This window comes from Mucilaginibacter inviolabilis, from assembly GCF_011089895.1.
Classification (GTDB): Bacteria; Bacteroidota; Bacteroidia; order Sphingobacteriales; family Sphingobacteriaceae; genus Mucilaginibacter; species Mucilaginibacter inviolabilis.
Genome location: NZ_JAANAT010000001.1, coordinates 2,268,595 through 2,294,451, shown reverse-complemented (window position 1 = coordinate 2,294,451; position 25,857 = coordinate 2,268,595). Strand labels below are relative to the sequence as shown.

25 protein-coding genes are annotated in these 25,857 nt (G+C 39.5%); 16 read left to right on the top strand and 9 right to left on the bottom strand.

The genetic code is table 11. From position 1 onward, the window contains the following. The first annotated feature begins 187 nt into the window (after positions 1-187). Together pdxH and G7092_RS09235 are read left to right on the top strand one after the other, a co-directional pair. Positions 188-835 (top strand): pyridoxamine 5'-phosphate oxidase, encoded by a 648-nt coding sequence (gene pdxH / locus G7092_RS09240; protein WP_166088414.1) that lies wholly within the window; start codon positions 188-190, stop codon positions 833-835. Then, a complete protein-coding gene (locus G7092_RS09235) occupies positions 832-1,329 on the top strand; it encodes an NADH-quinone oxidoreductase subunit C (protein ID WP_166088412.1) in 498 nt (165 codons plus the stop codon). The genes pdxH and G7092_RS09235 overlap by 4 nt, the downstream gene beginning before the upstream one ends. A 70-nt stretch (positions 1,330-1,399) precedes the next feature. Here G7092_RS09235 and G7092_RS09230 read toward each other — a convergent pair whose 3' ends face one another. Then, the gene (locus G7092_RS09230) at positions 1,400-2,083 is read right to left on the bottom strand and encodes a hypothetical protein (protein WP_166088410.1); all 684 of its coding nucleotides are present in this window, start codon (positions 2,081-2,083) and stop codon (positions 1,400-1,402) included. 146 nt (positions 2,084-2,229) lie between these two features. On the opposite strand from G7092_RS09230, the gene G7092_RS09225 reads away from it, so the two are divergent. Then, a complete protein-coding gene (locus tag G7092_RS09225; RefSeq protein WP_166088408.1) occupies positions 2,230-3,249 on the top strand; it encodes a threonine aldolase family protein in 1,020 nt (339 codons plus the stop codon). A 116-nt stretch (positions 3,250-3,365) separates the two neighbouring features. Here G7092_RS09225 and G7092_RS09220 read toward each other — a convergent pair whose 3' ends face one another. Then, positions 3,366-3,881 carry a YceI family protein gene (locus tag G7092_RS09220; RefSeq protein WP_166088406.1) on the bottom strand — a complete coding sequence of 172 codons (516 nt, stop codon included), beginning with the start codon at positions 3,879-3,881 and terminating at the stop codon, positions 3,366-3,368. A 215-nt stretch (positions 3,882-4,096) separates the two neighbouring features. Between G7092_RS09220 and G7092_RS09215 the strand changes: the two genes are divergently transcribed. Then, entirely contained in the window at positions 4,097-4,633 is a 537-nt protein-coding gene (locus tag G7092_RS09215; RefSeq protein ID WP_166088403.1) for a hypothetical protein, read from the top strand. A gap of 97 nt (positions 4,634-4,730) precedes the next feature. On the opposite strand, the gene G7092_RS09210 is transcribed toward G7092_RS09215, so the two are convergent. Continuing rightward, positions 4,731-5,810, bottom strand: coding sequence for an aldo/keto reductase (locus G7092_RS09210; RefSeq protein ID WP_235953804.1), 1,080 nt, complete (start codon positions 5,808-5,810; stop codon positions 4,731-4,733). 340 nt (positions 5,811-6,150) lie between these two features. Here G7092_RS09210 and G7092_RS09205 point away from each other — a divergent pair, with 340 nt between their 5' ends. Further along, entirely contained in the window at positions 6,151-7,236 is a 1,086-nt protein-coding gene (locus G7092_RS09205) for a DNA topoisomerase IB (protein ID WP_166088401.1), read from the top strand. A gap of 215 nt (positions 7,237-7,451) precedes the next feature. On the opposite strand, the gene G7092_RS09200 is transcribed toward G7092_RS09205, so the two are convergent. Together G7092_RS09200 and G7092_RS09195 are read right to left on the bottom strand one after the other, a co-directional pair. Next, complete coding sequence (locus G7092_RS09200; RefSeq protein ID WP_166088399.1) at positions 7,452-9,176, bottom strand: M56 family metallopeptidase; 1,725 nt, start codon at positions 9,174-9,176, stop codon at positions 7,452-7,454. An 11-nt stretch (positions 9,177-9,187) separates the two neighbouring features. Beyond that, positions 9,188-9,544 (bottom strand): BlaI/MecI/CopY family transcriptional regulator, encoded by a 357-nt coding sequence (locus G7092_RS09195; RefSeq protein WP_166088397.1) that lies wholly within the window; start codon positions 9,542-9,544, stop codon positions 9,188-9,190. A gap of 267 nt (positions 9,545-9,811) precedes the next feature. Between G7092_RS09195 and G7092_RS09190 the strand changes: the two genes are divergently transcribed. The 4 genes from G7092_RS09190 (at position 9,812) to G7092_RS09175 (ending at position 14,457) form a co-directional block, all read left to right on the top strand. After that, positions 9,812-12,169, top strand: coding sequence for an ABC transporter permease (locus tag G7092_RS09190; RefSeq protein WP_166088395.1), 2,358 nt, complete (start codon positions 9,812-9,814; stop codon positions 12,167-12,169). Between the two features lie 151 nt (positions 12,170-12,320). Continuing rightward, positions 12,321-13,184: an SDR family oxidoreductase gene (locus G7092_RS09185; protein WP_166088392.1), complete on the top strand. Its 864-nt coding sequence runs from the start codon at positions 12,321-12,323 to the stop codon at positions 13,182-13,184. A 212-nt stretch (positions 13,185-13,396) separates the two neighbouring features. Continuing rightward, positions 13,397-13,882 carry a c-type cytochrome gene (locus G7092_RS09180; RefSeq protein WP_166088389.1) on the top strand — a complete coding sequence of 162 codons (486 nt, stop codon included), beginning with the start codon at positions 13,397-13,399 and terminating at the stop codon, positions 13,880-13,882. Between the two features lie 62 nt (positions 13,883-13,944). Beyond that, a complete protein-coding gene (locus G7092_RS09175) occupies positions 13,945-14,457 on the top strand; it encodes a GNAT family N-acetyltransferase (RefSeq protein ID WP_166088387.1) in 513 nt (170 codons plus the stop codon). A gap of 427 nt (positions 14,458-14,884) precedes the next feature. Here the strand turns inward: G7092_RS09175 and G7092_RS09170 are convergent, their stop codons facing one another. Further along, a complete protein-coding gene (locus tag G7092_RS09170; RefSeq protein WP_166088385.1) occupies positions 14,885-15,529 on the bottom strand; it encodes an HAD family hydrolase in 645 nt (214 codons plus the stop codon). 208 nt (positions 15,530-15,737) lie between these two features. On the opposite strand from G7092_RS09170, the gene G7092_RS09165 reads away from it, so the two are divergent. After that, positions 15,738-17,576 carry an ABC transporter ATP-binding protein gene (locus tag G7092_RS09165; RefSeq protein ID WP_202985243.1) on the top strand — a complete coding sequence of 613 codons (1,839 nt, stop codon included), beginning with the start codon at positions 15,738-15,740 and terminating at the stop codon, positions 17,574-17,576. A 239-nt stretch (positions 17,577-17,815) separates the two neighbouring features. Next, positions 17,816-18,055: a hypothetical protein gene (locus tag G7092_RS09160; RefSeq protein WP_166088383.1), complete on the top strand. Its 240-nt coding sequence runs from the start codon at positions 17,816-17,818 to the stop codon at positions 18,053-18,055. Positions 18,056-18,196: 141 nt separating this feature from the next. On the opposite strand, the gene G7092_RS09155 is transcribed toward G7092_RS09160, so the two are convergent. The 3 genes from G7092_RS09155 to G7092_RS09145 all read right to left on the bottom strand — a co-directional run bounded on the left by G7092_RS09155 (position 18,197) and on the right by G7092_RS09145 (position 19,773). Next, positions 18,197-18,352, bottom strand: coding sequence for a hypothetical protein (locus tag G7092_RS09155; protein WP_166088381.1), 156 nt, complete (start codon positions 18,350-18,352; stop codon positions 18,197-18,199). 139 nt (positions 18,353-18,491) lie between these two features. Continuing rightward, positions 18,492-18,899, bottom strand: coding sequence for a DUF983 domain-containing protein (locus G7092_RS09150; RefSeq protein WP_166088379.1), 408 nt, complete (start codon positions 18,897-18,899; stop codon positions 18,492-18,494). After that, the gene (locus G7092_RS09145; protein ID WP_166088377.1) at positions 18,889-19,773 is read right to left on the bottom strand and encodes an AraC family transcriptional regulator; all 885 of its coding nucleotides are present in this window, start codon (positions 19,771-19,773) and stop codon (positions 18,889-18,891) included. The genes G7092_RS09150 and G7092_RS09145 overlap by 11 nt, the downstream gene beginning before the upstream one ends. Before the next feature lie 321 nt (positions 19,774-20,094). On the opposite strand from G7092_RS09145, the gene G7092_RS09140 reads away from it, so the two are divergent. The 5 genes from G7092_RS09140 (at position 20,095) to G7092_RS09120 (ending at position 25,799) form a co-directional block, all read left to right on the top strand. Further along, a complete protein-coding gene (locus tag G7092_RS09140; protein WP_166088375.1) occupies positions 20,095-20,571 on the top strand; it encodes a nuclear transport factor 2 family protein in 477 nt (158 codons plus the stop codon). A 155-nt stretch (positions 20,572-20,726) separates the two neighbouring features. Further along, positions 20,727-23,681, top strand: a complete 2,955-nt coding sequence (locus tag G7092_RS30890) for a ligand-binding sensor domain-containing protein (RefSeq protein ID WP_166088373.1) — start codon at positions 20,727-20,729, stop codon at positions 23,679-23,681. Between the two features lie 12 nt (positions 23,682-23,693). Next, positions 23,694-24,320, top strand: coding sequence for a response regulator transcription factor (locus G7092_RS09130; RefSeq protein ID WP_166088371.1), 627 nt, complete (start codon positions 23,694-23,696; stop codon positions 24,318-24,320). A 244-nt stretch (positions 24,321-24,564) separates the two neighbouring features. Beyond that, positions 24,565-24,921 carry a VOC family protein gene (locus G7092_RS09125; RefSeq protein WP_166088369.1) on the top strand — a complete coding sequence of 119 codons (357 nt, stop codon included), beginning with the start codon at positions 24,565-24,567 and terminating at the stop codon, positions 24,919-24,921. Between the two features lie 8 nt (positions 24,922-24,929). Continuing rightward, positions 24,930-25,799 (top strand): AraC family transcriptional regulator, encoded by an 870-nt coding sequence (locus G7092_RS09120; protein ID WP_166088367.1) that lies wholly within the window; start codon positions 24,930-24,932, stop codon positions 25,797-25,799. Positions 25,800-25,857: the final 58 nt, after the last annotated feature.

Below are 25,857 nucleotides of genomic sequence, written 5' to 3'. Positions count from 1 at the left end.
ACAACAAGCATAATAAAAATATGTTCAATTATTAAATTAAAATTTATGTAAAGATTTAGTATCAAGTAGTTAGTATCAAGTATCAAGAGGCCGTTTTAGCGATTAATGTCGCTTTGCAAAATTGTCGTGATACTTGATACTAACTACTTGATACTATCTTGCTACTATATTTGTAAGTTTGCATTCAATGAATCAGCAGGAAATACAAAATTTAAGGCAGGATTATACTGCCGCTACATTATCCGAAAAAGATACCAAAGGCGACCCGATAAATCAGTTCGAACAATGGTTTAACGAAGCTTTAGCCGCAAAATTGCATGAGCCTAATGCCATGACACTGGCTACAGCTACTACAAACGGAAAACCATCGGCTCGTATCGTGTTGTTAAAAGGCTTTAATCAGCATGGTTTCATATTCTATACCAATTACTTAAGCAGGAAGGGTAAGGAGATAACCAAGAACCCTCAGGGAGCTATTACTTTTTTTTGGGGCGAACTGGAACGTCAGGTGCGTATTGAGGGTACGATAGAAAAATTAAGTAAGGAAGATTCTGAAAGATATTTCCACTCAAGGCCAAAAGGCAGCCAGATAGGGGCCATAGTTTCACCACAAAGCCAGGAGATAGAAGGGCGTGATGAATTGGAAAAAAAATGGGGCGAATTAGAAGCCGAATACGAAGGCAAGGAAGTGCCAAAGCCATCATTTTGGGGCGGCTATATCCTAAACCCGCAATTGGTTGAGTTTTGGCAGGGGCGCTCAAGCCGTTTGCACGACCGTATCCTATATAAAAAGGTTGATAAAAAAAGCTGGAAAAAAGTACGTTTGGCACCATGATGTTTAACGATATCAAAGCATTACTTACCGAAAAATTTGGTGAGACCGTAATTGTTGGCGAAGAAACTGGCGGGTTGCAACCCGCCTTGTTGATCAATCCTGATGATATTACAGTGGTGTGCCTGGAGCTGCGTAATAATTCCAAAACTTATTTTGATTTTCTGTCGAGCCTGAGTGGGGTGCATTACAATGATGAGGATAACCGTTATGGCGTGGTTTATCACCTGGCTTCTATACCTTATAAAGCCCAACTTACGCTAAAGGTAAGTAAACCCCACAACCGGGAAAGCACAGATTTGCCCGAGTTTAAAAGCATAACCAGCGTATACCGCACTGCTGACTGGCACGAGCGTGAAGCCTATGATCTATTAGGTATATTTTTTGAAGGTCACCCAGATCTGCGCCGGATATTATTGCCCGACGATTGGGAAGGTTTTCCACTCCGGAAAGATTACCAGAACGCAGAATATTATAAAGGGATCAAGATAGATTGAGCCCCTAAAACCCCTAAAGGGGGAACAAGAATGCATTTGCTTTTAGTTATGCTAATCAAAAGCTCCCCCTTTAGGGGGCTGGGGGGCTCTGCTTTGTTTTATAATAAGCGATTAGTTTATCAATATTTTTTAGCCCAAACTGGTGTGCGTGTATTTTCTCCACCACATCGGGTTCATCGCCCATAATATCGGTCATGATGTCTTCAAAATTTTCGTCGGTCAATTGTTTCATTTCGGCAGTGTTGGCACCGTAGTAATAAATTGTTTTACCGCCTTTACGGCCACGACCGCCACCAAGGGATATGCCTATACCGCCGCCTACGCCACCTCCATACCCGCCGGTACCATAACCCATGCCAATTCCAGGCGAAATACCAAAGCCGCTTCCACCGCCGCCTTTGCCTCCCTGAGCCACGTAAAGTTTGGTTGGTTCGTCCAAAACCACTTTTACAAAATCAGTTTCTTCCTTACCCCAGGCACCGTTCTGTGGAGCATGAGCCACCACGAAACTATCTTTAGCTACCACAAACGACCGCAGGTCGCTGGCGCTTAATTTATATGGATTGTTTTTTTCGGTTTCTTTAAATTCAATAAAGCCTTCATCTTTTATAGGCCCTTTACCCGGAGGATCAAGCCTGATAAAACCGGTTTCACGATTGCCTTTTACATCGGTAAAAGTACCAGGCTGCCATTTTTGAGCCTGAACCGATGTGCAGCTCAATACAATTAATGAAAGGAGTATAGTTGTACGCATAGTAAGTTTAAAAACAGAGAACGTAAATTAAAAACATTTAATATGATGGATACATATTTGTTACAACCATAAAATATACGGATAATAGTAAAATTGAACGTATATAATTTAGATTTGAGCTTCTAAAATAGGAATAAAAAATTACCATGCAATTAACTGTTGATTTACGCAGCGATACGGTTACAAAACCGACACCCGGAATGCTCGAAGCTATGTGGAGCGCCAAAGTAGGCGATGATGTTTTTGGCGAAGATGAAACCGTTACCGAGCTGGAAAAGAAAACCGCAGCCATTTTTGGAATGGAAGCGGGCTTGTTTTGCCCATCGGGTACCATGACCAACCAAATAGCTATTAAATGCTTTACACAACCTTTAGACGAGTTAATAGCCGACCAAACCGCGCATGTTTACCGGTATGAGGGTGGGGGAATAGCCTTTAACTCAGGTGTATCCACCCGCTTGCTGAATGGTTACCGGGGTATTATCACCGCCGAAATGATAGCGCCTGAGATTAATGCCGAAAATATCCATTTCCCACATACCAGTTTAGTAGTGCTGGAAAATACAGTAAATAAGGGTGGTGGCAGCTGCTATACACTGGCAGATATTGCCCCCATTGCCGAACTATGCAAAGCCAAAGGCTTAAAGCTTCACCTGGACGGTGCACGTATATTTAACGCATTAACGCATACCGGTGATAAGGCTATTGACTACGGCAAATATTTTAACGGGATATCTGTTTGTTTGTCAAAAGGCCTGGGTGCGCCAGTAGGCTCGGTTTTATTGGCAGATACTGCAACCATTAAATACGCCCGTCGCATCCGTAAGGTATTGGGTGGCGGATGGCGCCAGGCTGGTTTTTTAGCGGCAGCCGGCATCTATGCGCTTGATCACCATGTGGAGCGACTTAAAGTTGATCATGCCCATGCAACTATTTTAGGCGAAGAATTGAGTAAATTGTCCTGGGTAAGTAATGTAGTACCCGTAGAAACCAATATTGTATTGTTTGATACCATTGAACCGGCTGCTACCGTATTGGCTAAACTGGCTATCCATGGCATTAAAGCCAGCGACACCGATAAACACCGCATCCGTTTTGTAACCCATCTGGATGTACATCCCGAACAGATAGAACACGTTATCAAAGTGTTGAAGAGTTTTGAATAGAGAAGCGCAGTAAAATATAAAATCAAAAGCCCGGAGTTTTTAAGCTCCGGGCTTTCTTTTTGAGTTATTAAATAACACACATACTTCCCCCTCATAACTCAAAAATCATGAATAGTTTATTTGGCTACCGGCACACTTAATGTAATGTCCAGATAATCTGGCGAACCATTTTTGGTGATACCGAAATCTTTAGTAATCACTTTAAAATCACCTTTAAAAATGCCTTCGTTTCCTTTATCGTCAAACGTAAAATGAATGATAATCGGCTTTGTAACACCCTTTAAGGTAAGCTTGCCGTTAGCGTCATAGCCAGCATTGGTTTTGCTTACAATAGTTGATGTAAAACTGATGGTAGGGTAATGATCAACGTCGATAGCATCTTTAGAATGACTGGTTTTAATAAAAAAGCCGGTGCTTAGCGTAGTAGCATCAATAGTAGCCGAAATTTTTGAATCCTCAGGATGTGCTTTATCAAACTGGATATTTGCTTTTAACCCTTGAAATTCTCCATGTATTTTTCCATTCGAAAACTTTATTTCATAGGGATCTTTTACCTTCCAGGTAGTGGCAACAATAAAAGCCGAAAAGCTGATAAATAATAGGATCAGCGCGGGATAAATAACTTTTTTCATTTTAATATTTTTTTGGTTTGATCTATAACCTCCTGTTAAATGACGGTTGTTACAAAAAATACGATGGCTTTAAGCAATAGGTTGCCTGCTTTATAAAAATCAATGGTTAGTTGTTTCATATGGTCATCAGTTCAAAAATAAATTGAAGGTGAGGCAACCTATTTGTGAATGAGATAGTAATGTATATAAATATTGTTTACTAAAAATCATTACAAATGAAAAAACTAACAAAACTAATAGGTGTAGCTTTTATGGCAGCTATTTTGTTTTTTGCAACCAACGTAAAAGCACAAACTACCCCAGCCAAAGACTTTGTTTTAAGCTTAGGTATTGAATCGGGCCTTCCGACTGGGGTTGCCAAACTGGGTACAAACTTTAGTCTTGGCGGAACCGCACGCCTGCAGTATGGCGTTACCAATGATTTGGCTATCACCTTTACCACCGGAGGTTACCACTTTTTTCCAAAAAAAATACCCGGACAGGACAAAAGATATCAAAGCTATGGTGAGCTGCCTATAAAGGCCGGCGTTAAAGAGTTTTTTCTGCCAAATATATATGTAGGAGGCGAAATTGGTGTTGCCTTTGAAAAACTGGAAGGTCCGAGTTGGGGGCCGCACCGTTTAGATCTGTCGCCAAACCTGGGTTATGCCACTAAACACTGGGATTTTGGTCTGCATTATGATTATCTCACTCATAAAGAAGATCACCTGGGTATATTTGCTTTACGCGTAGCTTACGGGTTTGGATTGTAATTTTACTATCTGATACGACAAAAAAGGGAAGCCATATTTTGACTTCCCTTTTTTGTTATAGAATAAGGATTTATTTAAAATTCGATATTTTTACAATCTATCTGAACCTGTGTTGATAATCAATGATCCAGCCCGGATACTCTACAGGAAGTGCGCTTACTTCATCAATCTTTTTCAGCTCTTCATCAGATAATACTATTTCGGTCGATTTGATATTGTCCAGTAATTGATCATTGTTTTTTGCACCGATGATAGTACTCGTAATACCTTTTTGGAGGCGTACCCACGCTAAAGCAATCTGCGCAGCTGATACGTTGCGCTGTTTACCTATCTCCACAATTACATCGATGATATCATAGGCTTTTTCCTTGTTTATCAGAGGGTGGTCAAACGTCGATCTGCGCGATCCTTCGATGTTCTGGCTATCACGGGTAAACTTACCTGATAAAAAGCCACCCGCCAACGGGCTCCAGGGCATCATAGCCAGGTTTTGATCAATAGCAACCGGTAATATCTCTCTTTCAATATCCCTGCCGGCCAAAGAGTAAAAGCATTGCATGCCTATAAATTTATGCCAGCCATTTTTTTCGGCAATACCCATGGCTTTCATTACCATCCAGCCTGGCCAATTACATACAGCTATATAGCGCACTTTACCACTTAAAACAATATCGTTTAATGAGCGCATGATCTCTTCTACAAGCGTATGGTAATCCACGCCGTGTACATACAGTATGTCGATATGATCTAACTGCAGGCGTTTTAAACTGGCATCAACCGATTGGAATATATGGTACCGGGATAAGCCCCCGCTGTTTTGTCCCTGATTTAAAAAAGCGCGCACTTTGGTGGCAATAACCAATTGGTTACGATCGAGCCCCACATCGTTGATAGATTGGCCCAGCAACGATTCTGATTCACCGAAAGAGTATATATTGGCGGTATCAATAAAGTTGATGCCCGAGTCAACAACTATTTTCATGATATCGTTCACCTCTGTTTGCTGGGCCTTGCCAATGGCTTCGTACAGGCCGGTGCCACCAAAGGTCATGGTGCCAAAGCAAAGTTCAGAAACCAGTAAACCTGTGTTTCCTAAAAAGTTGTATTTCATCAATTGGTGTTTTTCGTTTGATGTGAAATTAGTAACTATCTGACGTTTATAAAATATAAACATCATTATTAGTGAGGTTATCAAAATAATTTCTGCAATAGATTCCTTACTCAATGGCATACGTATTTAAAAGATAAGGATGAGCATAACCCCGAACAGCTGGGCCATTTTGTTACAAAAGTGGGTTTACATGGTTTACACATTTTATGGATTACTTGTATTTAATTGATTTATAATCAATAAGTTGTATTTATTTTCGCTCATTTAATGTAAACCCATTATTTGCTGTTGGAAATTTGAAACTCATTATTCGGTATGGATTCTTTTAAATGAAGGTTGGCTGGGTATGGATATCCTTTGCCTGCTCATCAAAACTTAATGGTATGGGCTTTGTTGTTCCATCCATATGAACCGATTGCTGCAAAAACTGGAAAAAATTGGTCGCGACCCAAAGATTACTGCAAAGGCGGTTGGTTTAAGGTATGTGTCAGATTCATCACCGGGCTATACCCGTAAAAAGTCGCGCAAGGGATGGAGTTTTTACGATGCCGAAGGCAAATTAATAAAAGACAAGGAGTTGATAAGCCGGTTTACCCGGTTGGTGATCCCGCCGGCGTATACCAATGTATGGATATCGCCCTATGAAAATGGGCATTTGCAATTTACAGGTATCGATGCCGCCGGTCGGAAACAATATCGCTATCATCCTGGTTGGAACCAGATCCGCAATCAATCCAAATATCATCGCCTGCAAACTTTTGCCTCTTACCTGCCCGCTATACGTGAGCAGGTAGATAAAGATCTGGCCCGCCATAACCCCGGGCACGAAAAGGTGGTGGCTCTTGTGGTGCGCCTTATGGAGCTAACCAGCATTAGGGTAGGGAACGAATCCTATCAAAAATTGTATGGTTCGTTTGGTTTAACCACCCTGCAAAACCGGCATATTAAAATTGATGGGTCAACTATCAGGTTTGAGTTTAAAGGCAAAAAGGGCGTACAGCATAAAGTAAGTTTGCAAAGCAGAAAATTAGCTCGGTTGGTAAAACAATGCCGCGACATCCCGGGAAAGGAGCTTTTTCAGTATTATGACGAAGCCGGTGATCGCCATAGCGTTGATTCGGGCGATATTAATAATTACCTGAAAGAGATTACCGGCGAAGATTTTACGGCTAAAGACTTCCGTACCTGGGCAGGAAGCGTAAGCGCTTTATATGCTTTTAAAGCGGCCGGTGAATTTGCCAATGTTACCGAATGCCGTAAAAAAATCGTCAGTGTAATTGATGAAGTGGCCGTTACTTTAGGCAACACCCGTTCGGTTTGTAAAAAATACTATGTGCACCCTTCGGTAATTAAAAGCTATGAGGAGGGTACCCTGTTTAAATACATTAGCGAAATCGACGAAGAAAAGGACGTGAAAGCAGCAGAGCTCAACCAGGCAGAAAAAGCTTTACTTACCCTGCTTGAAACAGAAAAACTGGCCGAAGCCAGTTAGTGGATATAATTAAGCATGATCTGTCATGTATTATGTTACCAAAAAAGTGGGTTTACATGATTTACACTTTTTAGGGTTAATATTTATTATGTTATTGATAGTTAGGTATTTGCATGTATTTTGCTATCAAAAAGTGAGTTTACATGTAAACCCACTTTTTATACTTGAGGCTCCCTCGGCGCGAAATTCAAAAGTCATCATTCGATATGAGCTCCTTAATCTTTAAGCGGTCTTCTTTTAGTGCTGATTAGTATCACCCCGTTTTTTGCTTTGTCTCCGTATTTTTTTGCACCGTTATCGTTGTCAAGAACAGTCATTGAATCAATCGTATTGGGATTTAAATTTTTCATGTCGGCTGTAGGTACTTCTTTTCCATCCACAATAATTAAAGGTGTTTTATCTTTATCAAAAGAGATATGCATGCCTTTATCGTTATCTACAGAAATGTTTTGAGAAGAGGTGTTTTTACCATTTATAGATATGCTTGAGGCAGATGAAACTCTTATAGTGTGGGCCTTTATGCTGCTCCTGGTATTTGCGTTATTGATGGTATCAACATGGACAGAAAAAGTGCCTGGTTGATAGTTTTTTAGCGCAGTATTGGTTGAATTTACGTTAGCATTTACTTTGTAACCGGTTACCACAACCCCATTTACTTGTTTTGATTTTTCGATTGTTTTTCCATCAGGCGAATCTTTAGTCACAACAAGTATCAGCCCCAGCTTTTTTGCATCATCTATATCATCTTTACTAATATAAGCGGGTAAGGGGGATCCTTTTAAAACGGTAACCTGCGCTATATTATCAGGATCAATGTTTTTAAGACTGCCTTTTACACCGTTGATATAACAAATTACGGAGTCTTTATTGCCATATCTGTTAACGATGATTGCTTTCTTAGTTGTATCTGGTTTGACGGCTGGTAATGTTTTGGCCGACGGATGCATGGGCTTTTTAAGCTTAGGAAGAGGAACATTACCAGCCGGGTTTGGCAAAGCGGTTACAGTGATGATGTTTTCCAAAGGTTTAACCGCATTAACCAATTTTACCCGGATAGGTTTGGCAAAATCGGCTTTTGATATGCTGAACACCAGTAGTAAAGTAATCACCGCAGGTACCAGGAAGGCGTAGCGGGTAAGGTTTATTTTTGAAGACCTTTTAGCGTTCATCATGATAATGCGTTTTTTGATGGTTGATATATTAAAATGGTTCACTATGCCGGGCTGCTGGTTGTTAAAACTTACCGAAACCAGGCTATACTGATAGGTTTTACTGTCGATACCTTTATTTAATATCTTACGATCGGTTATAAATTCCACGTTTTCGCGGATAGCCTTTTTCATCAGCCATATGCCGGGGTTAAACCAGTAAAAAATACTGCTTATTTCGGCCAGCAATATATCTACGGTATGCCATTCGTTCACATGTATCTGTTCATGTAATAATATAGCCTTCAGGTCTGTAGGTTCGTGTTTTGAAGGATTCACAAAAATGCTTTGCCAGAAAGAGAAAGGCGCCGCGTCTTTATCCATAATCCGTACCTGGTGATTGTTGATGGTAGCCGGTTTGGAGCTTTTATATAATCTGTACAGCGAGAATAGCTGTACCACCAGTTTAAGCGCCAACACATAGGCACCCAGCCAGAAAATAACCTCGGCCCATCGCCAGTAATCGGGCTGGCCCAATGGTTTTACCAGGCTTTGTACCGGTGCCTGCCAGTTGATAACTATCTGCTGTACAGGTTTTACCAATTCCTCATGTCGCTGCAAAAAGGCCGATAAGTTTAACCAGGGGTATATACTGGCAAAAATGATAGCTGCAAGCAGGTAAATACGGTTAAGCGTATAAAAAGTAAGCGGTCTGAGTACCAGGTAATAACCCGCGCAAAATAGCAACAGGGCAATATTTACTTTAAGCAAAAAAACAAACAATGCTGGCATGGTGGTAGGGTTTATTGTTTTTCAATCAGTTTAATGATCTCCTGCAGATCGCTGGCGCTTATCTTTTTCTCGTTGGCGAAAAATGTAACCAGGTCTTTGTAGGAATTTTGGAAGTAATCGCTCACAAAACCACTCATAAAGCGTTTTTTATATTCCTCCTCTTTAATGATGGGGACGTAACGGAGCGAATTGCCCATTTTTTCGCTTTTTAAAAATTCTTTCCGCTCCAGGTTCTTAATGGTTGATGCCAGGGTGGTATAAGGAGGCTTGGGCTCCTGTAACTGATCCAGAAAATCTTTAATAAAACCCGGGCCGCATTGCCACACTGCCTGCATGGCTTCTTCTTCTTGCTGCGATAATTTCTCCATTATATTTACGATTATTTCGTAAATCTACGAATATTTCGTAGTAATCCAAATTTATTTTAATTTTTTCAGAAGGGAAGAGTGCCGTTTTCTTTCGGTCGGGTCAATATCAATCTTTTCATTATATTAGGATATAAACCGTCCGCATGCGAACAATTAGTATAATATATCCGTACGGCATTTTATTAATGATTTGTTTTATTTATCTGATAATCAATATATTGAATGAATGGCATAATCTTAGCTAACATTGGCTAAAACACTCCCATCATGCTGAAAAATTACCTCAAAACTGCCTGGCGTAATTTGTTAAAAAACAAATTTTACTCCTTTATTAATATTGTTGGTTTAACTGTTGGCCTGGCTATCGGAATACTGATATTATTATGGGTGCAGAACGAATTGAGTTTTGACAGCTTCCATAAAAAAGCGCCTAACATTTACAGAATGGCAATTTTTGGCGGCACCGGCGCTAGCAGGCAAATCTGGTCGCAGGATGTAGCCCCGATGGGGCCGCTGGCAAAGCAACAATTAGCAGGAGTAAAAGATCAGGTTCGTATAACCGGTAATGAGTTTTTTTCGATGTTCAGATACCATGATAAAGTTTTTGGTAATGAAAACGTTGTTTTCGCCGATCCATCATTTTTCTCCATTTTCGATTTCCCATTAGCGGAGGGAAATACGGCAAAGCCTTTTGCCAACGATAACTCCGTAGTCATAACAAAAAAATCGGCTAAGAAATATTTCGGCGATGAAAACCCGATTGGAAAGGTAATTGTAGCAGATGATAAAGCAAACTTTACAGTAAGTGGCGTTATCAACGATTTTCCGGATAATTCCAGCTTTAATATGGATATGATCATGCCTATGAGTTATCATATCAATAAAAAACTCGCGGATAATAAGGAAGATGTAAATAGTAATTTCAGCAATTTTAATTATGAAACCTATCTGTTACTTAATCCAGGTATCACACCGCAAAGTTTAAAAGCAAAATTGTTTAACATTCACATCAGCCATAAAAAGGAAGATACCGATGTGGAGTATTTGTTATTACCCTTAACAAAAACACATTTATATCGGCTTGATGGTACCGATCGCGGCATAAGCACGGTAAGAATATTTATTGTCATAGCCTTATTGATATTGGTAATTGCTTGCATCAATTACGTAAATCTTTCAACCGCACGGTCAATGCTCCGATCAAAAGAGATTAGCATGCGTAAAATTATAGGGGCTGCAAAATCACATTTGTTCCTTCAATTTATTGTAGAAACCGCCTTGCTGTTTTTAATTGCTGCAGGTTTAGCCATTTTACTTATTTACGCCCTGATGCCTGTATTTAATGAGCTATCGGGCAAACAGCTGGTGTTTAATCTTAGTAATTATCATATATGGATAGTTATATTGGCTACTATATCGGGTACTCTTATTGTATCAAGTATTTACCCGGCCTTGCTGCTTTCATCATTTGAGCCGCTTAAAGCCTTAAAGGGTAAGGTTTCTGCAACCATGGGTGATGTTACTTTCCGGAAAATACTGGTGGTTACCCAATTTACATTTTCGGTTATACTTATTATTGGCACCATAGTAATTACCAACCAGCTTAGCTTTATTCGGTCAAAGCAATTGGGTTACGATAAAAGTCATGTATTAGGTTTCTGGATGCGGGATATGGCAAAACATTATGATGCCGTAAAAGCCGAACTCTTAAAGCAGCCGGGTGTATTGGGTGTTACCCGTTCCAACTCCAACATTGTAAGTCTTGGCGGTCTTACCGGCGATAATGATTGGGATGGTAAAGAAGCTAACCAAACCTTTATTGTGCATCCTATGGCCATTGATAAAGATTTCATGTCTTTTTTTAAGATGAAATTGGTGCAGGGAGCTGGTTTTACGGGAGCAGTGGCCGACTCAACCCATTTTATTTTAAATGAGGCAGCGGTTAAAGAAATTGGCTTAAAAAATCCGATAGGGAAAAGATTCAGGATGTGGAAAACTAATGGTACCATAATAGGCGTGGTAAAAGATTTTCACTTCGCTTCCATGAGGGAGAAGATCTCGCCTTCTATTTTTTATTATACCACGAATTTGAATTCGATGTATATAAAAACAGATGGCCGCAATGCTCAAAAAGCCATTAATGCAGCCCAGGAGCAGTTTAAACAATACAATGGGCAATACCCATTTGATTATACTTTTTTGGATGATATTTTTAACAATCTTTATAAAGGAGAACAAAGAGAAGGAACCCTGTTTAATTATTTTGCGGGCATTGCTATCATGATTTCGTGTTTGGGTTTGTTAGGATTGGCTGCTTTTACAGCACAAGTACGCACCCGCGAAATAGGCGTTCGAAAAGTATTGGGTGCCAGCGTTACCGAAATTATTGGTCTGCTGGCAAAGGATTTTATCAAATTGGTACTGATTGCCATAGCTATAGCCATTCCGGCCGCCTGGTTCTCCATGAATAAATGGCTCGAAGATTTTGCTTACCGTATCAATATTGGCTGGTATGTATTTGTATTAGCCGGACTAATGGCGATATTAATAGCTTTTATCACCATTAGTTTTCAATCCATTAAAGCTGCGTTAGCAAACCCGGTAAAGAGTTTAAGGAGCGAGTAGCAAAGGCCTAAACAGGATTGTAAATCCGGGTATTTTAATAAAAGTGTAAAACTATTGAAGCACATCAAAAAAATCACTCTTTAGAGGACCCGTGGGGCAAAAAACAAGTATCTTGCTAATCTGAAAATTTTCTTTTCGGAGCATAGAGGGCATGGCATTAAAAACAACCATTATTACCGGTGCAACATCCGGCATAGGACAAGAAACTGCATTAGCATTAGCTGCGCAAGGGCATGCGCTTTATCTGCTGGTACGTAATATACCCAAAGGCGAGCGGCTTAAAAATCAAATAACAGGTAAAACAGGCAATAAAGAAATATATGTGCTTCGCTGCGATCTGGCCGATTTACAAAGCGTACGTGAGGCGGCAGATGAACTCAATAAAACACTTTTTGCCGTCAATATCCTGATCAACAATGCCGGCGGCGTTTTTCAGGAACGCCATTTGAGCAAGAATGGGTTTGAATTGACTTTAGCTACCAACCATCTGGGACCTTTTTTATTAACCCACTGTCTGATGCCTTTATTGCAAAGAGGGCAGGCCCGCATCATCAATGTAAGTTCGGAAGCTCATAAATGGGGTAAACCCCGGTTTGATGATTTGCAATGGCAGCAAGCTTATAATGGCTTTAAGGCTTATGGGATGAGTAAATTGTTTAATATTTATTTTGCTCAATCACTTGCCGAGAAGTATGGAGATAAAGGGATACTTGCTTTTTCATTACATCCGGGTACAGTAAAAACGGGCTTTGGAGCAGATATTAAAGGGTTGGGTAAGGTATTATTTGTGTTGGCAACTCCATTTATGGTAACCGTACAACAAGCGGCCGAAACTTCGATATTCCTGGCAACGGCCCCTCGGCTTGAACAGTACAATGGAGCTTATTTTAAAAAGAAGAAAAAAGTAGCTACCTCGGCGGTTGCAACAGACACCGAATCACGCAATAAACTTTGGGCTATCAGTGAAAAACTCCTTTCCCGCTATTTGGTATGGCCGGTTATTAATGCGGGGTGAGGGGCCAGAGTTAGGAATCAGGAGTCAAGAAAAAAGCTTCATTTTCATAAGCAAAAAACAAAATTTATGTTAATTCTTAATTCCCGGTCCCTGTCTCCGGTTCCAGTAATCCTGATTCCATAAATTGTATCTTAAAAATTACCATCTTTTACGGAATCCGGTTGTTACATTAAAAGTTAATGGTTAATTTCGATTACTTAAACATGACAATTATGCCATTTAACAAAAAAATAGTAGCTACCCTTGGATTATTATCTGTTGTGGTATTAGGCGCCATGACGTCCATGACCCCTAAGAAACCCCAGGATGAAGGGTTTAAAAATTTAAAAGTGTTACCTAAAAGCATCTCTGGCGATAATCTTCACAAAGTGATGGAAGAGTGGGAGCATTCATTAGGTGTACATTGCAACTTTTGTCATGTCCGTAATGAGGAAACAAAAAAGATGGATTGGGCCAGTGATGCCAAGCCCGAAAAGGAAATGGCGCGTGATATGTACAAGATGATGAATAAAATAAACCAGAAATATTTTCATGCCAAAAAAGATTCATTAGGCATGATCATGCAATCTGGCATCAATTGTAATACCTGCCATCGTGGTACAGCTCATCCGGAAGTTGTGATACCAGCTGGTGGTGGTCCTGGTGGCATGCCTCCGGGTGGTCAGCCGGCAGCCGGCAGTCCGGATAAAAAAGGATGATCCTTGAAAATATTCAAAGCACCTCTTACCTAAAGTAAGGGGTGTTTTAATTTACGATGAATATGAATAGTATAATCAATGTCAGAAATGCGAATGAGGGTGATCTGACAGCCATTCTGCACATCTATAACGATGCCATATTAAATACTACCGCCGTTTACAGCGAACAGCCCCATACACTGGAAATGCGCCAGGCTTGGTATCAGGACAGAATAGATAATGGCTTTCCGGTATTGGTGGCAGTAACAGGCGGGAAGGTAGCCGGCTTTTGTACTTACGGACATTTCAGGGTGTGGCCATGTTATCGTTATACTGTTGAACATTCTGTTTATGTAGATCCTTTATTTCAGGGACAGGGTATAAGCAAACTTTTACTGCGGCCGCTTATTGATATAGCCCGGAAAAATGATATTCATGCCGTAATAGCGGGCATCGACAGCGAAAATCAAATCAGTTATCACTTGCACCAATCCTTGGGTTTTAGGCAGGTTGCGCATTTTAAAGAAGTCGGGTTTAAGTTTAACCGTTGGCTCGATCTGCTTTTTATGCAATTATTGCTTGAGGAGCAAAAATAATTTTCTTTTTAAAGCAAAAAATGCTATGAATTTCATTGTTTTTAAGTTAACTTTAGGCTCCCCTGATTGAGATGTGAACCTATTGGATAGGTATGCACTTTTTAATGGCTTTTATTTTGGTCAGGGGGCGAAAAAACCCCTAAATAACTGATCATGACTGTTGAAATTGACGAAAAACCCATTCTTTCCATTGCTTCCTCAAAGCAAACAAGCCCAAGCCATCATACCCACGCGGTTCATTGCAGGCGTTGTAATAACACTAATATTAACCGCATACCTCGCGGGCCATTTGTAAAAATGTTTTTATTTTGGTTGCCGCTTAAAAAATATGTTTGTTATCGCTGCCATCGTAAATCATACAGGTGGAAACCCTGATTAGACAAACAAATACCTGGATACAGAGCTGAAACCGTTTACCATAAGAATATTAGAGCAGTTCTGTCAACTCACTAAAACTATCAACAGTGGCCACCATGCCGTCAGGCACTTTACCAAAACCATAGCTGGCAAAAATAAAAGGGACACCAGCCTGGTGTGCCGCGGTATAGTCGCCCATGGTATCACCTACATAAACCGGTGCTTTCAGTTGATGATCGTTTACAATATCCTTGATATTATCAGCCTTGGGGTTACCTTTAGTGCCAAAACACTGGTGACCTAAAAAATGAGGGTGCATGTTATTCAGGTCCAGAAAAAGTTCGATATAACCGCTCTGGCAGTTGCTTACAATATATAGTTTGTATTTTGTGCCCAGGTATTTCAATGATTCTTCCAGTTGTGGATATAGATCACCGCCTTTGGTATGCAAAATTTCGAGCTCACTGGTAGCACAAAGGGTTTGTACTTCCTTGCGTTGATCTGTATCGAGGTTTGGGAAAAGTTTATCAAAAATGGCGTCGTAGGTCATGCCTGTAATCGACTTAACCCGTTCTACGGTCATTGGTTCATCAATATAATCAACTTTTGAAATAGCCGCCTGCCAGGCCAGGGCCACATTGGCTGTGCTGTCCCAAAGCGTGCCATCGAGATCAAAAATTATACTGTCAAATTGATTATGTAGTGAAGTATCCATAGTGCCGGCAAAAGTAATAAAAAGCAGGTTATTGTTTTGGCAGGTGATTTACAAAAAACAACTCAATACTTAGAAAGACTTACGAAGTTTTTAAAATTTCGTAAGTCTGGTTGGTAATGACAAGCCAATGTAAAATAAATCTCCCCTTTAGTGGGTTAGGGTGTTAATTGGTTAAATTCGCTTATATCAACAAGAAAGAGCATCCATATTGAAGACTGATCGCCCACCAAAAAATACCATTAATAGCAAAGTTACCTTAAAAGAACGTTTTGAGGCTCTACGCAATTTGCCTGCATTTTTTAAACTGGTATGGCAAACCAGCCGCTGGATGACGGTAGTAAATGCCTTGTTGCGCATTATACGGTCGGCCATGCCTCTGGGGCTACTATATATAGGTAAGCTGATTATTGACCAGGTGGTAGCCGTAAGCCATGAGCATGTGAAGGATATGGCCTATCTGTGGCAGTTAGTAGGGCTTGAGTTTACCCTGGCTATATTGACCGATGCACTTAGCCGGGCCATCACCTTAATGGATAGCTTGTTGGGCGATCTGTTCAGCAACTATACTTCAGTCAGGATTATGGAGCATGCCGCCACATTGGATCTGGATCAGTTTGAAGATTCGGTATTTTATGATAAACTGGAGCGTGCCCGGCAGCAAACCGTTGGCCGTACTATATTGCTGTCGCAAGTCATGAGTCAGGTGCAGGATTTGATCACGATGGGTTTCCTGGCCGTAGGTTTAATGGCTTTTAATCCATGGCTCATTGTGTTATTGCTTATTGCTATTATCCCGGCTTTTTTAGGTGAATCATACTTTAACGATCAAAGTTATGCTCTAACCCGTGGGCAAACACCCGAGCGGCGTGAGCTGGATTATATCCGTTACTTGGGTGCCAGCGATGAAACTGCCAAAGAAGTAAAAATATTTGACCTCTCGGCTTTTATTATCGACAGGTTCAGGCTGCTGTCTGATAAATTTTATGGCGATAATAGGCGACTGGCGATAAAACGTTCATTATGGGGGACTTTTTTTGCCATGCTGGGCAGCCTGGGCTATTACGCAGCTTACCTGGTTATTATTGTACGTACGGTGAACGGCAGCGTAACCATCGGCGAGCTGGCATTTCTTGCCGGTTCATTCCGGCAGCTCCGTACTTTACTCGAGGGTATTTTAACTCGTTTTACAGCAGTATCTCAAGGCGCTATCTACCTGCGCGATTTTTTTGAATTTTTTGAGATCGTACCAAAGATTAAACTGGCCGAGAACGCGCTGCCATTCCCTAAATCTATACAACAAGGTTTTACTTTTGAAAATGTTGGCTTCAGATACATTAATTCCGACAGATGGGCCAACCGCCATTTAAATTTTACACTATATCCCGGCGAAAAACTGGCGTTGGTAGGTGAAAACGGCGCAGGTAAAACTACGCTGGTAAAATTGCTTGCCCGTTTGTATGACCCAACAGAGGGCAGGATACTGCTGGATGGTATCGACCTGAAACAGTATGACCTGACAGATCTGCGGCTTAACGTAGGTGTTATTTTTCAGGATTATTTACGCTATCAAATGACCTTTGCGCAGAATATAGCTGTAGGCAAAATAAGCGAAAAAGATAACCGGCCGCTCATCGAAAACTCTGCGCGCCAAAGCCTGGCCGATATATTGGCCGCTAAACTTCCCCATACTTATGACCAGCAACTAGGTAAACGTTTTGCCGATGGGGTAGAGCTATCTGGAGGCGAATGGCAGAAGGTTGCCCTGGCACGAGCTTATATGCGTGATGCGCAGCTATTAATATTGGATGAGCCTACATCGGCCCTTGATGCCCGGGCCGAATACAATGTTTTTGAGCGTTTTGCCGAATTAACCAAAGGGAAATCGGCGGTGCTGATTTCGCACCGATTTAGTACTGTTCGTATGGCCGACCGAATTTTGGTATTGGAAAAAGGAGAACTGATAGAAATAGGCAATCACCAGGAATTATTGCTCAAAGGAGGCCGCTATGCTGAATTATTTGACTTGCAGGCTGCGGGTTACCGGTAAATAAATCAACAGTTTATTTCATGGAATGTAAAAATGCGTAGAAATACGTAGGTGATACCGTATTATCACCCTGTTATTTTTATCGTGGTAGGATTAATTTTGACTTAATGTTTAGGCGGGCATCCAATCAAACATTTACAAAGTTATTTACTATGAAGCTTTTTTATCACTTTTTAATTTTTGTTTTTGTTTCCCTTGTACTTGTTGCTTGTGCCCAAATATTTTCATCAGATGATGAAATGAAATCATTTAATAATCAACCATCGGAGATAAAACAACAGGAAAATCAGGGCGGTAATCGGCCCGATAGTACGGCACAAGTGGATCTGAAAAAGGACTTTTTTACGATTACGAATTTTAATTACAGCAACCTTTTAAAGAAAAGAAGGTGGATAGATAATCAATGTGTTTATAATAGTGTTTTTTATATTAAAAATGTACAAATGGCCATCAACCAGCTGGGCCGGTACACACAGTAATATTAATGATCGTTTAGTTTAGTTAGTTTAATTAGGGAAACAGTTGGCAAACAGTCGTTACAGAAATGTAACGGCTGTTTTGTTTTTAAGTCCGGTTGCTGTGATCCTTCTGTAATCGAGACTAAATAATACAAGTTTGCCTTACTTATAGGTAGGGAAGTGCCCAAAAGTAAAGAGTAAAGTAAAAAAAGGGATAGCCAGTAAAAAGTAGATCCTTGCTAGTTGCCGTTCGTCGGCATTACCCATTACAAATACATTATACAGGTCTTTTTTTATGATGTTTAATTTCGTTTTCATGGTCAAAAAAATATAGATGTTATATGTAATTATGACCAAAAGCAAACCTCATAGTTTAATAGTCATCAAAATTATTGACGCATAAAAAAAGCGCCGACAGGAAAAACACTGCCGACGCTTATCATCATTTATCAAAAGATCAGTTTATTTTGTCGCGGCTCATTTCGGGGTGATAATGCAGGCCTGGTGTAAGCCAATACAATAACATAACCCTTGAATATCTGAAGTTAAAGGGCGATAGTACAACCGCAATAGCCAATATAATAGAAACATATAACCACGGATTATGGCTGCCGGTCAGTACACTTATAGCCACGGCGGCGGTTACCATTTCGGCAACATTAAAGGCATAGCTTACAAACATGGCCACATAAAAATAGCCTGGCTCTCTTTCATATGTTAAGCCGCAGTGTGAGCAGGTTTTGTGCATTTCCTGACCTTTAAAGCCATACATGCTTGTGGCAAACATATCGCCTCGTCTGCAACGAGGACATTTGGCATGTACAAAGGCTGGCCATGCCGCTAATTTATAGTTGTTATTTTCCATGATCGTATAGTAATTTTTTTCTGAATTCCTCAGGGGTGGTGTCTTCCAGTTTTTTGAAAAATTTGGTGAAATAGGAGTTGTCACTGAAGTTTAATTTTAACGATATTTCGTTGATGCTGAGCTGTGGATTGGTGAGCATGCGTTTGGCTTCCAGCATCACCCGGTTACGGATCATCTCACCAGCCGGAATACCCATCATATCTTTACAAACCGCGTTTAAATGGTTAGGTGTTATATACAGCATAGCTGCATAATCCTTTGGCAACCTGATATCCTTATAATGATGCTCAATTAAATTTTTAAAATTTTTGAGCAAGGTTTGGTTGTAAGATGAATTATTATTTACAACCGGGATGGCAGTTACCCGGTTAACCCTGATAAATATTTGAAGCATCAGCAACCTGATCATATCGGCAGCAGATGCGCCGGGATTGCTAACTTCTGTAAGTATGTTTTCAAAAAGTAATTTGATAGCTGCATAAGTTTCGGCTGGCAAATTGATCACAGCATCGGCCAGATTACCGCTGAAAAAAGAAAAATTATCCAGGTAGCCATGCTGTAACAGGAAGGATTGGATGAACGATGCTGAAAAGTTGATAATATAACCATCCGTAACCCCCTTAAAAGCCCAGGAGTGTACCTGTCCGGGTATCATAAAATAAATTTGCCCGGGTTTAACCTCAAAGCTCTCAAAATCTATAGTATGTGTACCGGCGCCTGCTGTAAATAATACCAGATGATAAAATGTGTGTCGATGGGTGGCAACCAGGTTTTTATGTGTATCAAGATATGGTGCAAAACGGCTTACCAATATGTCATCCTGATTGATGTCAGATAACGAACAGATATCATATAGTGGTATGTTTTGTAACATGAAACAAAATTACGCAGCAATTTTCCATTTATAATGGTACTATTTTTATTTTAAATGGTACTATTCAACTATAATTGAATAATACCATTAATTAAAAAACTTATTTTAAAGATCGAATAATGAATGCCGGATATTGAATGATGAAGGGAGAAACAGATGTTAAGTATTCAAAATTCATTATTGGGCATTATTTCTTCTTCTTCAATTAATACCGTTGGTGTTATACGCATATTTTTAGGGTGTTATACGCATACTTTTAGGGTGCTATACACACATTTTTATTTTACAACCCTGGTGACATTTGATAAAAAAAATATCACAATGAAAAATAAATTTCTGGTGGCTTGCTTAATAAGTTTATTATCGGTCACATCAATCTACGCTTATACAGGTCCGAAAACTGACGATAAGGGTTACACCGCTGTGATCCGCAGTTTTATTGACAGCCACATGAATGGCAATTATAAAGAGCTTAACAAGATATTGGATGAAAATTATACCCTGAAAATTCCTCGCGGCAATAAAGTAATCCAGCAAAGTAAATCAGGTTTGGTTGATGCAATGAAAACCGAAGCTGGCACTCAGCAAAACTGTCAGTCAAACTACGAAGTGCTGGCCAAGAGCGATGCACTGGTAATAGCCCGTGTTGATTTTAGTTATCATGACAGTATACAGCATAATTACCTGGTGCTTGAAAAAGATGATGCACAGGAATGGAAAATTACCCAGGTTTGTAAAATGTTTGAAGACCTGGAAACACCAGCCGGTAGTAATGAAGCTGTAACCGCTAAAAATTGAGTTTTTTAACTGATCTTATAATAAAACTTGATAGGGGATTTTGACCAATTTACCCTATAAGAAGGAATCACCCCAAAAGGGTGATTTTTTTTGCTTTATTTAGCTTTATTTTGAATTTAATTGCGGTAATACTGCAAATTATTAATCAGGGTGTAGTGAATAAGTATATTTTATATCAAGTGAGGGTGTTTTGGTGTGTGGTATTTATTTGTTTAATGCGGGTATTTCCGGCATTAGGGCAAAAATATACGTTTGCGCATTATGATATTGATGATGGGTTGATCCAATCGCAGGTGAACAGGTTTTCGATGGATAAAGATCATCGTTTGTGGATAGCCACTTTTGGAGGAGCCTGCCGTTTTGATGGAAAGGATTTTTTAGGATATTCCAGGCAAAACGGGTTGCCGAATAACTATGTAAGCACCGTTTTCTCTGATCGTGCGGGGCGTGTATGGTTTGGTACACTTGACGGATTGGCTATGCTTCATAATGGTAAAATTAAAAATTATAAGCCTGAGGCCTCTCAAAAACACAATGTTGTAACTGATATTATCCAGGATGCAAATGGCACTATCTGGGCCGTAATGAGTTATGGTTTATTTAAAATTACCGGTAATAAAATGGAGCCGGTAACATTTGACGACAGCAGCAAAGTAACTACTATAGCCGTTGATAAAAGTGGCAAACTTTATGCCGCCGTTTACGGAAAAGGGATATATACTTTTACCCGTAACGGATGGATTTCTTCTACACCATTTAGTGGAAAATACGAACAACTGGCTGTGAGAAAGATGTTGTTTGATAAATTTGATGCCCAAAAGGCTTACCTCTTAACCTGGAAAGGCTTATTTTATACAAATGATAACCAGGTGATGCCTTACGATCCTGTGCGAATGGCAAGTGTAAAGGGGCAACTGTTATGTATTGAACAGGACGAGTACAAGAATATCTGGATAGGTACTGATAACGGCGCCTATTGTTTAATGGATGATGAGATTGTTCATTACAATTCATCAAATGGGCTCACCGATATTTCTATTGCCGATATATATGTAGATGGGGACAATAATCTGTGGCTCGGAAGCCTGGGTAATGGGTTGTATCGTTGTGAGGGTAGTAAATATGTGACTTTTGATGGCACACAAGGCTTGCCTGAGTCAAAAATAATCATGGCCATTACTAAAGATTGGAACGATCATATCGTGCTTGGCGCGGATGGGGGAGGACTAATAAGATATGATGGTAAAAAGCTATCCAACATAGCTACGCCTGCTAATTCAAAGTATTTGGCAGGGATACAGTGCCTTTATACCGATAAAAATAAAACCATTTGGATAGGTACCAGTCAGGCTGGGTTATGGCAATATGACCAAAAAGGTTTCAGGCAGATAAAAGGAAGTGATGAAATAGCCTACCACGCTATTACGGCTGATGATAATGGAGTTATCTGGTTAGCAACCTCACTTGGTTGCTATTATTATGAAAATGGCTCGCTTAAGCAATTGGATGGTGTGCCTGAATACTCCTCATCATTAGTATCGGCAGGGCGCGATTCTTTGTTTATTGGTACTCAAAATGGTATTGTTTTACTGGTAAACAAAAAAGTAGTTCAGACTTATAATCAAAGCTTTCTGAAAAACTCGGCTATCCTCACCATGATCAAATATCATAATCTTATCTTAATAGGTACAGATGATCGGGGCTTATTTGCTTGGGATTTGAAAAGTAACCGTTTAAAAAACTATACCATAAACGACGGCCTTAAAGCCAATACCATATATAGCCTGATAGCTGATGATGCAGATAATGTTTGGATTGGTACAGGTAAAGGTGTTAACCAGATGAAGTTTAGTGGCGCGGCTGATAAATTTATAATTAATGATAATTCAGGTTCAAAAGAGCCTGTTTTTGAAACTAATCAAAACGCCATACTTTATAAAGATCATCAGGTTTGGGTGGCCACTACAAAATCAGTTTTGGTTTATAATACCCGTTTACAAACAAGATCCTCACCGCCTCCGCATATTATTATTGAAAATGTAAAGCTGATGCCACAAATAGGCAGAAATAAGGATACTGCCTTCACTTATTTAACAGATGGTGCTACCTTAACTTATAACCAAAACCACCTGGCTATTTCTTTCTTAGGCATTTATTTGAAAAATCCAACAAGTGTATCATACCGTTATAAATTAGTTGGTTTAGACAGTACTTTTTGTTCGCCAGTAAAAAACAATATTGTCGAGTACCCTATGTTGCCACCTGGCAAATATACATTTAGGGTAAAAGCTATTAGTCCGGATGGCAAAGTTTCGCCGGATACGGCTAATTTTAGTTTTGAAATTATTCCGCCATTTTATAAAACGCTTACCTTTCAAATATCAGCTGTGCTATTTTTTGTATTGATAGGTTTTGGCCTGCAAAATATTTGGCAGCATAGCAAATTACAGCGCCAGCAAGCCATTGAGGCTATTAAGCAGGAAGAAAAAATAAAGATCAGGCAGCAAACAGCCGAAGATTTTCATGATGATCTGGGTAATAAGCTTACCCGAATTTCTATACTTTCAGAAATTTTAAATGCTAAAATTGATCAAACTAAAACAGATCAGCACGGGCTTATTGATCAGATCAAACAAAATGCTGCCGCCCTTTATAATGGGACAAAAGATATTTTATGGGCTCTGGACCCTAAAAGTGATAATTTATATGAAACTTTGATACACATTAAAGAAATTGGTATTGAGCTTTTTCAGGATATGCCGGTTGATTTTGAGTTTAACAAAATTGATGGCATCCTGAAACAAGTTAAGCTGCCGATGGAGTATAGCCGTAATATCACCATGATATATAAAGAGCTGCTAAATAATGCACTTAAACACGCTGAAGCCGGACAGGTTATATTACATTGGGCTTATGTGGATAAAGATATGATCAGTTTGCGTCTTACCGATAATGGTAAAGGCTTTAACAGTAATACTATTTCAAAGGGACATGGTATGCATAACATTAAGGCAAGAGCAAAACGTATTAATGCTGAGCTGCTTATTACTTCTGAAGAAGGCAAGGGAACCGTAGTAGAGCTAAAGTTCAGGAAAAACGTTGATGCTTAATTATTAAAAGAAATGAACCGCACTATAAAAATAACCATTATTGAAGACGATGAAACCATTAGAAATGGTTATGCTTACTTAATTGGTGCTACTGAAGGCTATGAGGTAGTTAGCACCTATTGCTCTTATGACGAAGCTGCTAAAAAAATAGCTGCCGACCATCCCGATGTTGTACTACTGGATATTGAATTGCCTGGTACCAATGGAGTTGACGCCATCCCTAAATTGAAGAGGCTTTTGCCGCAATGTTATGTGTTAATATTAACGGTTTATGAATCGGAGAAATTAATATTCAACGCATTAGCTAATGGAGCATCGGGATATCTTACTAAAAACACGCCCTCTACCAAAATAATTGAATCTATCAAAGAGGTTAAAGATGGGGGAGGCCCCATGAGCATTAATATTGCCAAACTGGTTATACGTTCATTTCAAAAAAATCAAGAATCTCCACTATCCAGGCGCGAAACTCAAATACTGGAGCTCATAGGTGATGGAAAAAGCCGCAGCCAAATTGCCAAAGAACTATTTATTGACCTGGAAACTGTACGCAGCCACATCAAAAATATATACGTAAAACTCGATGTTAACTCCCGCGCCGATGCCATAAAAATGGCAAAACAAAATAAATTGATCTGATCAATACGAAGTTTTATTTTGTAACTGATTAATTTTCAGTATATTTCCTGTCTTATTTATTATTGTTTAATATTAAATAAATCCCCCTATTTGGGGGATACGTTGCCTATGCTACCAGCTTATCTTTGGTATGTGCAGTAGTTTTAACTGATCGGCTGCAACCCACACCAAATCGTCACCCCTAACTACTTGTTATTGATATTGGGTTGATTTCCTTAGGAATTTTTATAAGAGTTATTGCCATATGAAATTGAAATATATCCCTGTTTTTGCAGAGGACACCGATGCGCAGATAAGTTTTTATACGCAAAAATTAGGCTTCAACCCTATTAGTAATATGTCATTTGCGGAGGGGGAAGAATATACCGTATTACAGGCAGATAATTTGGATGTGGCTCTGGTTGTTGGTGGCAACGCCTTTAAGAGCTGCATTATTTTAAATACTGATGATTGTTTGAAAGATTATCACTTATACAAAACTGCCGGTGTGTTTTTTTCCGCAGTTCCGCGTTACCTGCCAACGGGCCTTGCGGCTGAGTTCTTAGACCCCTCAGGTAACCGGTTTATATTATTAGAAGAGAGAAATTATACAGAAATATAAATTTTTATATGATGGATTATTCAAAAACATTACGGAACAATAATAAAATATATAGTCGTACCAGCAGCCAGAAGCAAAATCAACAGTATAGTTCAGATTTTAGTCTGAGATTTGTTTTTGCGGGAAATGAGCGTTATGATATAGGGAAACGACATTTATCTATATATCCCGATTCTTTTTTAATATTGAATAGAGGGACGCAATATTCTACCGATACAGATTCAGATATTCCGGTACAATCATTTAGCATAAGCTTTGATCAGCAATTTTTGCAGGATTTTAAAGAATGCTGGGTATTGGGCGACAATCGCCTGTCTTTAAAAAGTGTTTATAAAGGAAAGCAATTTCAGGAGTTTGACGAAACTATTTACCCCTTTACAGGTGATATTATGCATAATGTGTATCACCTTAAACAATACCTGGATAATGGACAGCATGATGAATTGCTGATCAACGAGTATCTGCATCATTGTTTGATCAATTATTTCAGTATCTATAATGAGGAGATATTTAAGAAAGCAGAAAAACTTCATTTTTTAAATGCCAGTACCAAAATAGAGATCTTACGCAGGCTTAACCGTGCCAAAGAATATCTGTACAGTAACTACAATCAGAATATAAGTCTGGAAGATTTGGCAGAGCATTCATGCCTGTCTGTAAATCACCTGTTGCGAACTTTTAAACAAGCTTTTAACCTAACCCCGCATCAGTTTTTAATACAATTACGGTTAAAAAGAGCCCAGCTTTTATTAAAGAGCACCACGTATCCCATTAATGAGGTTGTAAATCTTATTGGCTTTGAATGCCCGAGCTCTTTTATCAGATTATTTAAAACACACTATAAAATTACTCCCTTAAAATACAGGCAAACTGCCTGATGGTGTTTCTTTTAGATTAAATAATACTATAAATAATAAGTTTGTACTCAATAGGGTA

Excerpts from the sequence above, each read along its gene's own strand:
- G7092_RS09160 (WP_166088383.1), top strand. The coding sequence starts at position 17,816 with ATGAAATCATTTAATAATCAACCATCGGAGATAAAACAACAGGAAAAT.
- G7092_RS09215 (WP_166088403.1), top strand. The coding sequence starts at position 4,097 with ATGAAAAAACTAACAAAACTAATAGGTGTAGCTTTTATGGCAGCTATT.
- G7092_RS09190 (WP_166088395.1), top strand. The coding sequence starts at position 9,812 with ATGCTGAAAAATTACCTCAAAACTGCCTGGCGTAATTTGTTAAAAAAC.
- G7092_RS09170 (WP_166088385.1), bottom strand. The coding sequence starts at position 15,529 with ATGGATACTTCACTACATAATCAATTTGACAGTATAATTTTTGATCTC.
- G7092_RS09200 (WP_166088399.1), bottom strand. The coding sequence starts at position 9,176 with ATGCCAGCATTGTTTGTTTTTTTGCTTAAAGTAAATATTGCCCTGTTG.
- G7092_RS09210 (WP_235953804.1), bottom strand. The coding sequence starts at position 5,810 with ATGATGTTTATATTTTATAAACGTCAGATAGTTACTAATTTCACATCA.
- G7092_RS09145 (WP_166088377.1), bottom strand. The coding sequence starts at position 19,773 with ATGTTACAAAACATACCACTATATGATATCTGTTCGTTATCTGACATC.
- G7092_RS09130 (WP_166088371.1), top strand. The coding sequence starts at position 23,694 with ATGAACCGCACTATAAAAATAACCATTATTGAAGACGATGAAACCATT.
- G7092_RS09155 (WP_166088381.1), bottom strand. The coding sequence starts at position 18,352 with ATGAAAACGAAATTAAACATCATAAAAAAAGACCTGTATAATGTATTT.
- G7092_RS09225 (WP_166088408.1), top strand. The coding sequence starts at position 2,230 with ATGCAATTAACTGTTGATTTACGCAGCGATACGGTTACAAAACCGACA.
- pdxH (WP_166088414.1), top strand. The coding sequence starts at position 188 with ATGAATCAGCAGGAAATACAAAATTTAAGGCAGGATTATACTGCCGCT.
- G7092_RS09125 (WP_166088369.1), top strand. The coding sequence starts at position 24,565 with ATGAAATTGAAATATATCCCTGTTTTTGCAGAGGACACCGATGCGCAG.
- G7092_RS09205 (WP_166088401.1), top strand. The coding sequence starts at position 6,151 with ATGAACCGATTGCTGCAAAAACTGGAAAAAATTGGTCGCGACCCAAAG.
- G7092_RS09140 (WP_166088375.1), top strand. The coding sequence starts at position 20,095 with ATGAAAAATAAATTTCTGGTGGCTTGCTTAATAAGTTTATTATCGGTC.
- G7092_RS09120 (WP_166088367.1), top strand. The coding sequence starts at position 24,930 with ATGATGGATTATTCAAAAACATTACGGAACAATAATAAAATATATAGT.
- G7092_RS09185 (WP_166088392.1), top strand. The coding sequence starts at position 12,321 with ATGGCATTAAAAACAACCATTATTACCGGTGCAACATCCGGCATAGGA.
- G7092_RS09175 (WP_166088387.1), top strand. The coding sequence starts at position 13,945 with ATGAATAGTATAATCAATGTCAGAAATGCGAATGAGGGTGATCTGACA.
- G7092_RS09230 (WP_166088410.1), bottom strand. The coding sequence starts at position 2,083 with ATGCGTACAACTATACTCCTTTCATTAATTGTATTGAGCTGCACATCG.
- G7092_RS09150 (WP_166088379.1), bottom strand. The coding sequence starts at position 18,899 with ATGGAAAATAACAACTATAAATTAGCGGCATGGCCAGCCTTTGTACAT.
- G7092_RS09235 (WP_166088412.1), top strand. The coding sequence starts at position 832 with ATGATGTTTAACGATATCAAAGCATTACTTACCGAAAAATTTGGTGAG.
- G7092_RS09220 (WP_166088406.1), bottom strand. The coding sequence starts at position 3,881 with ATGAAAAAAGTTATTTATCCCGCGCTGATCCTATTATTTATCAGCTTT.
- G7092_RS09180 (WP_166088389.1), top strand. The coding sequence starts at position 13,397 with ATGCCATTTAACAAAAAAATAGTAGCTACCCTTGGATTATTATCTGTT.
- G7092_RS09195 (WP_166088397.1), bottom strand. The coding sequence starts at position 9,544 with ATGGAGAAATTATCGCAGCAAGAAGAAGAAGCCATGCAGGCAGTGTGG.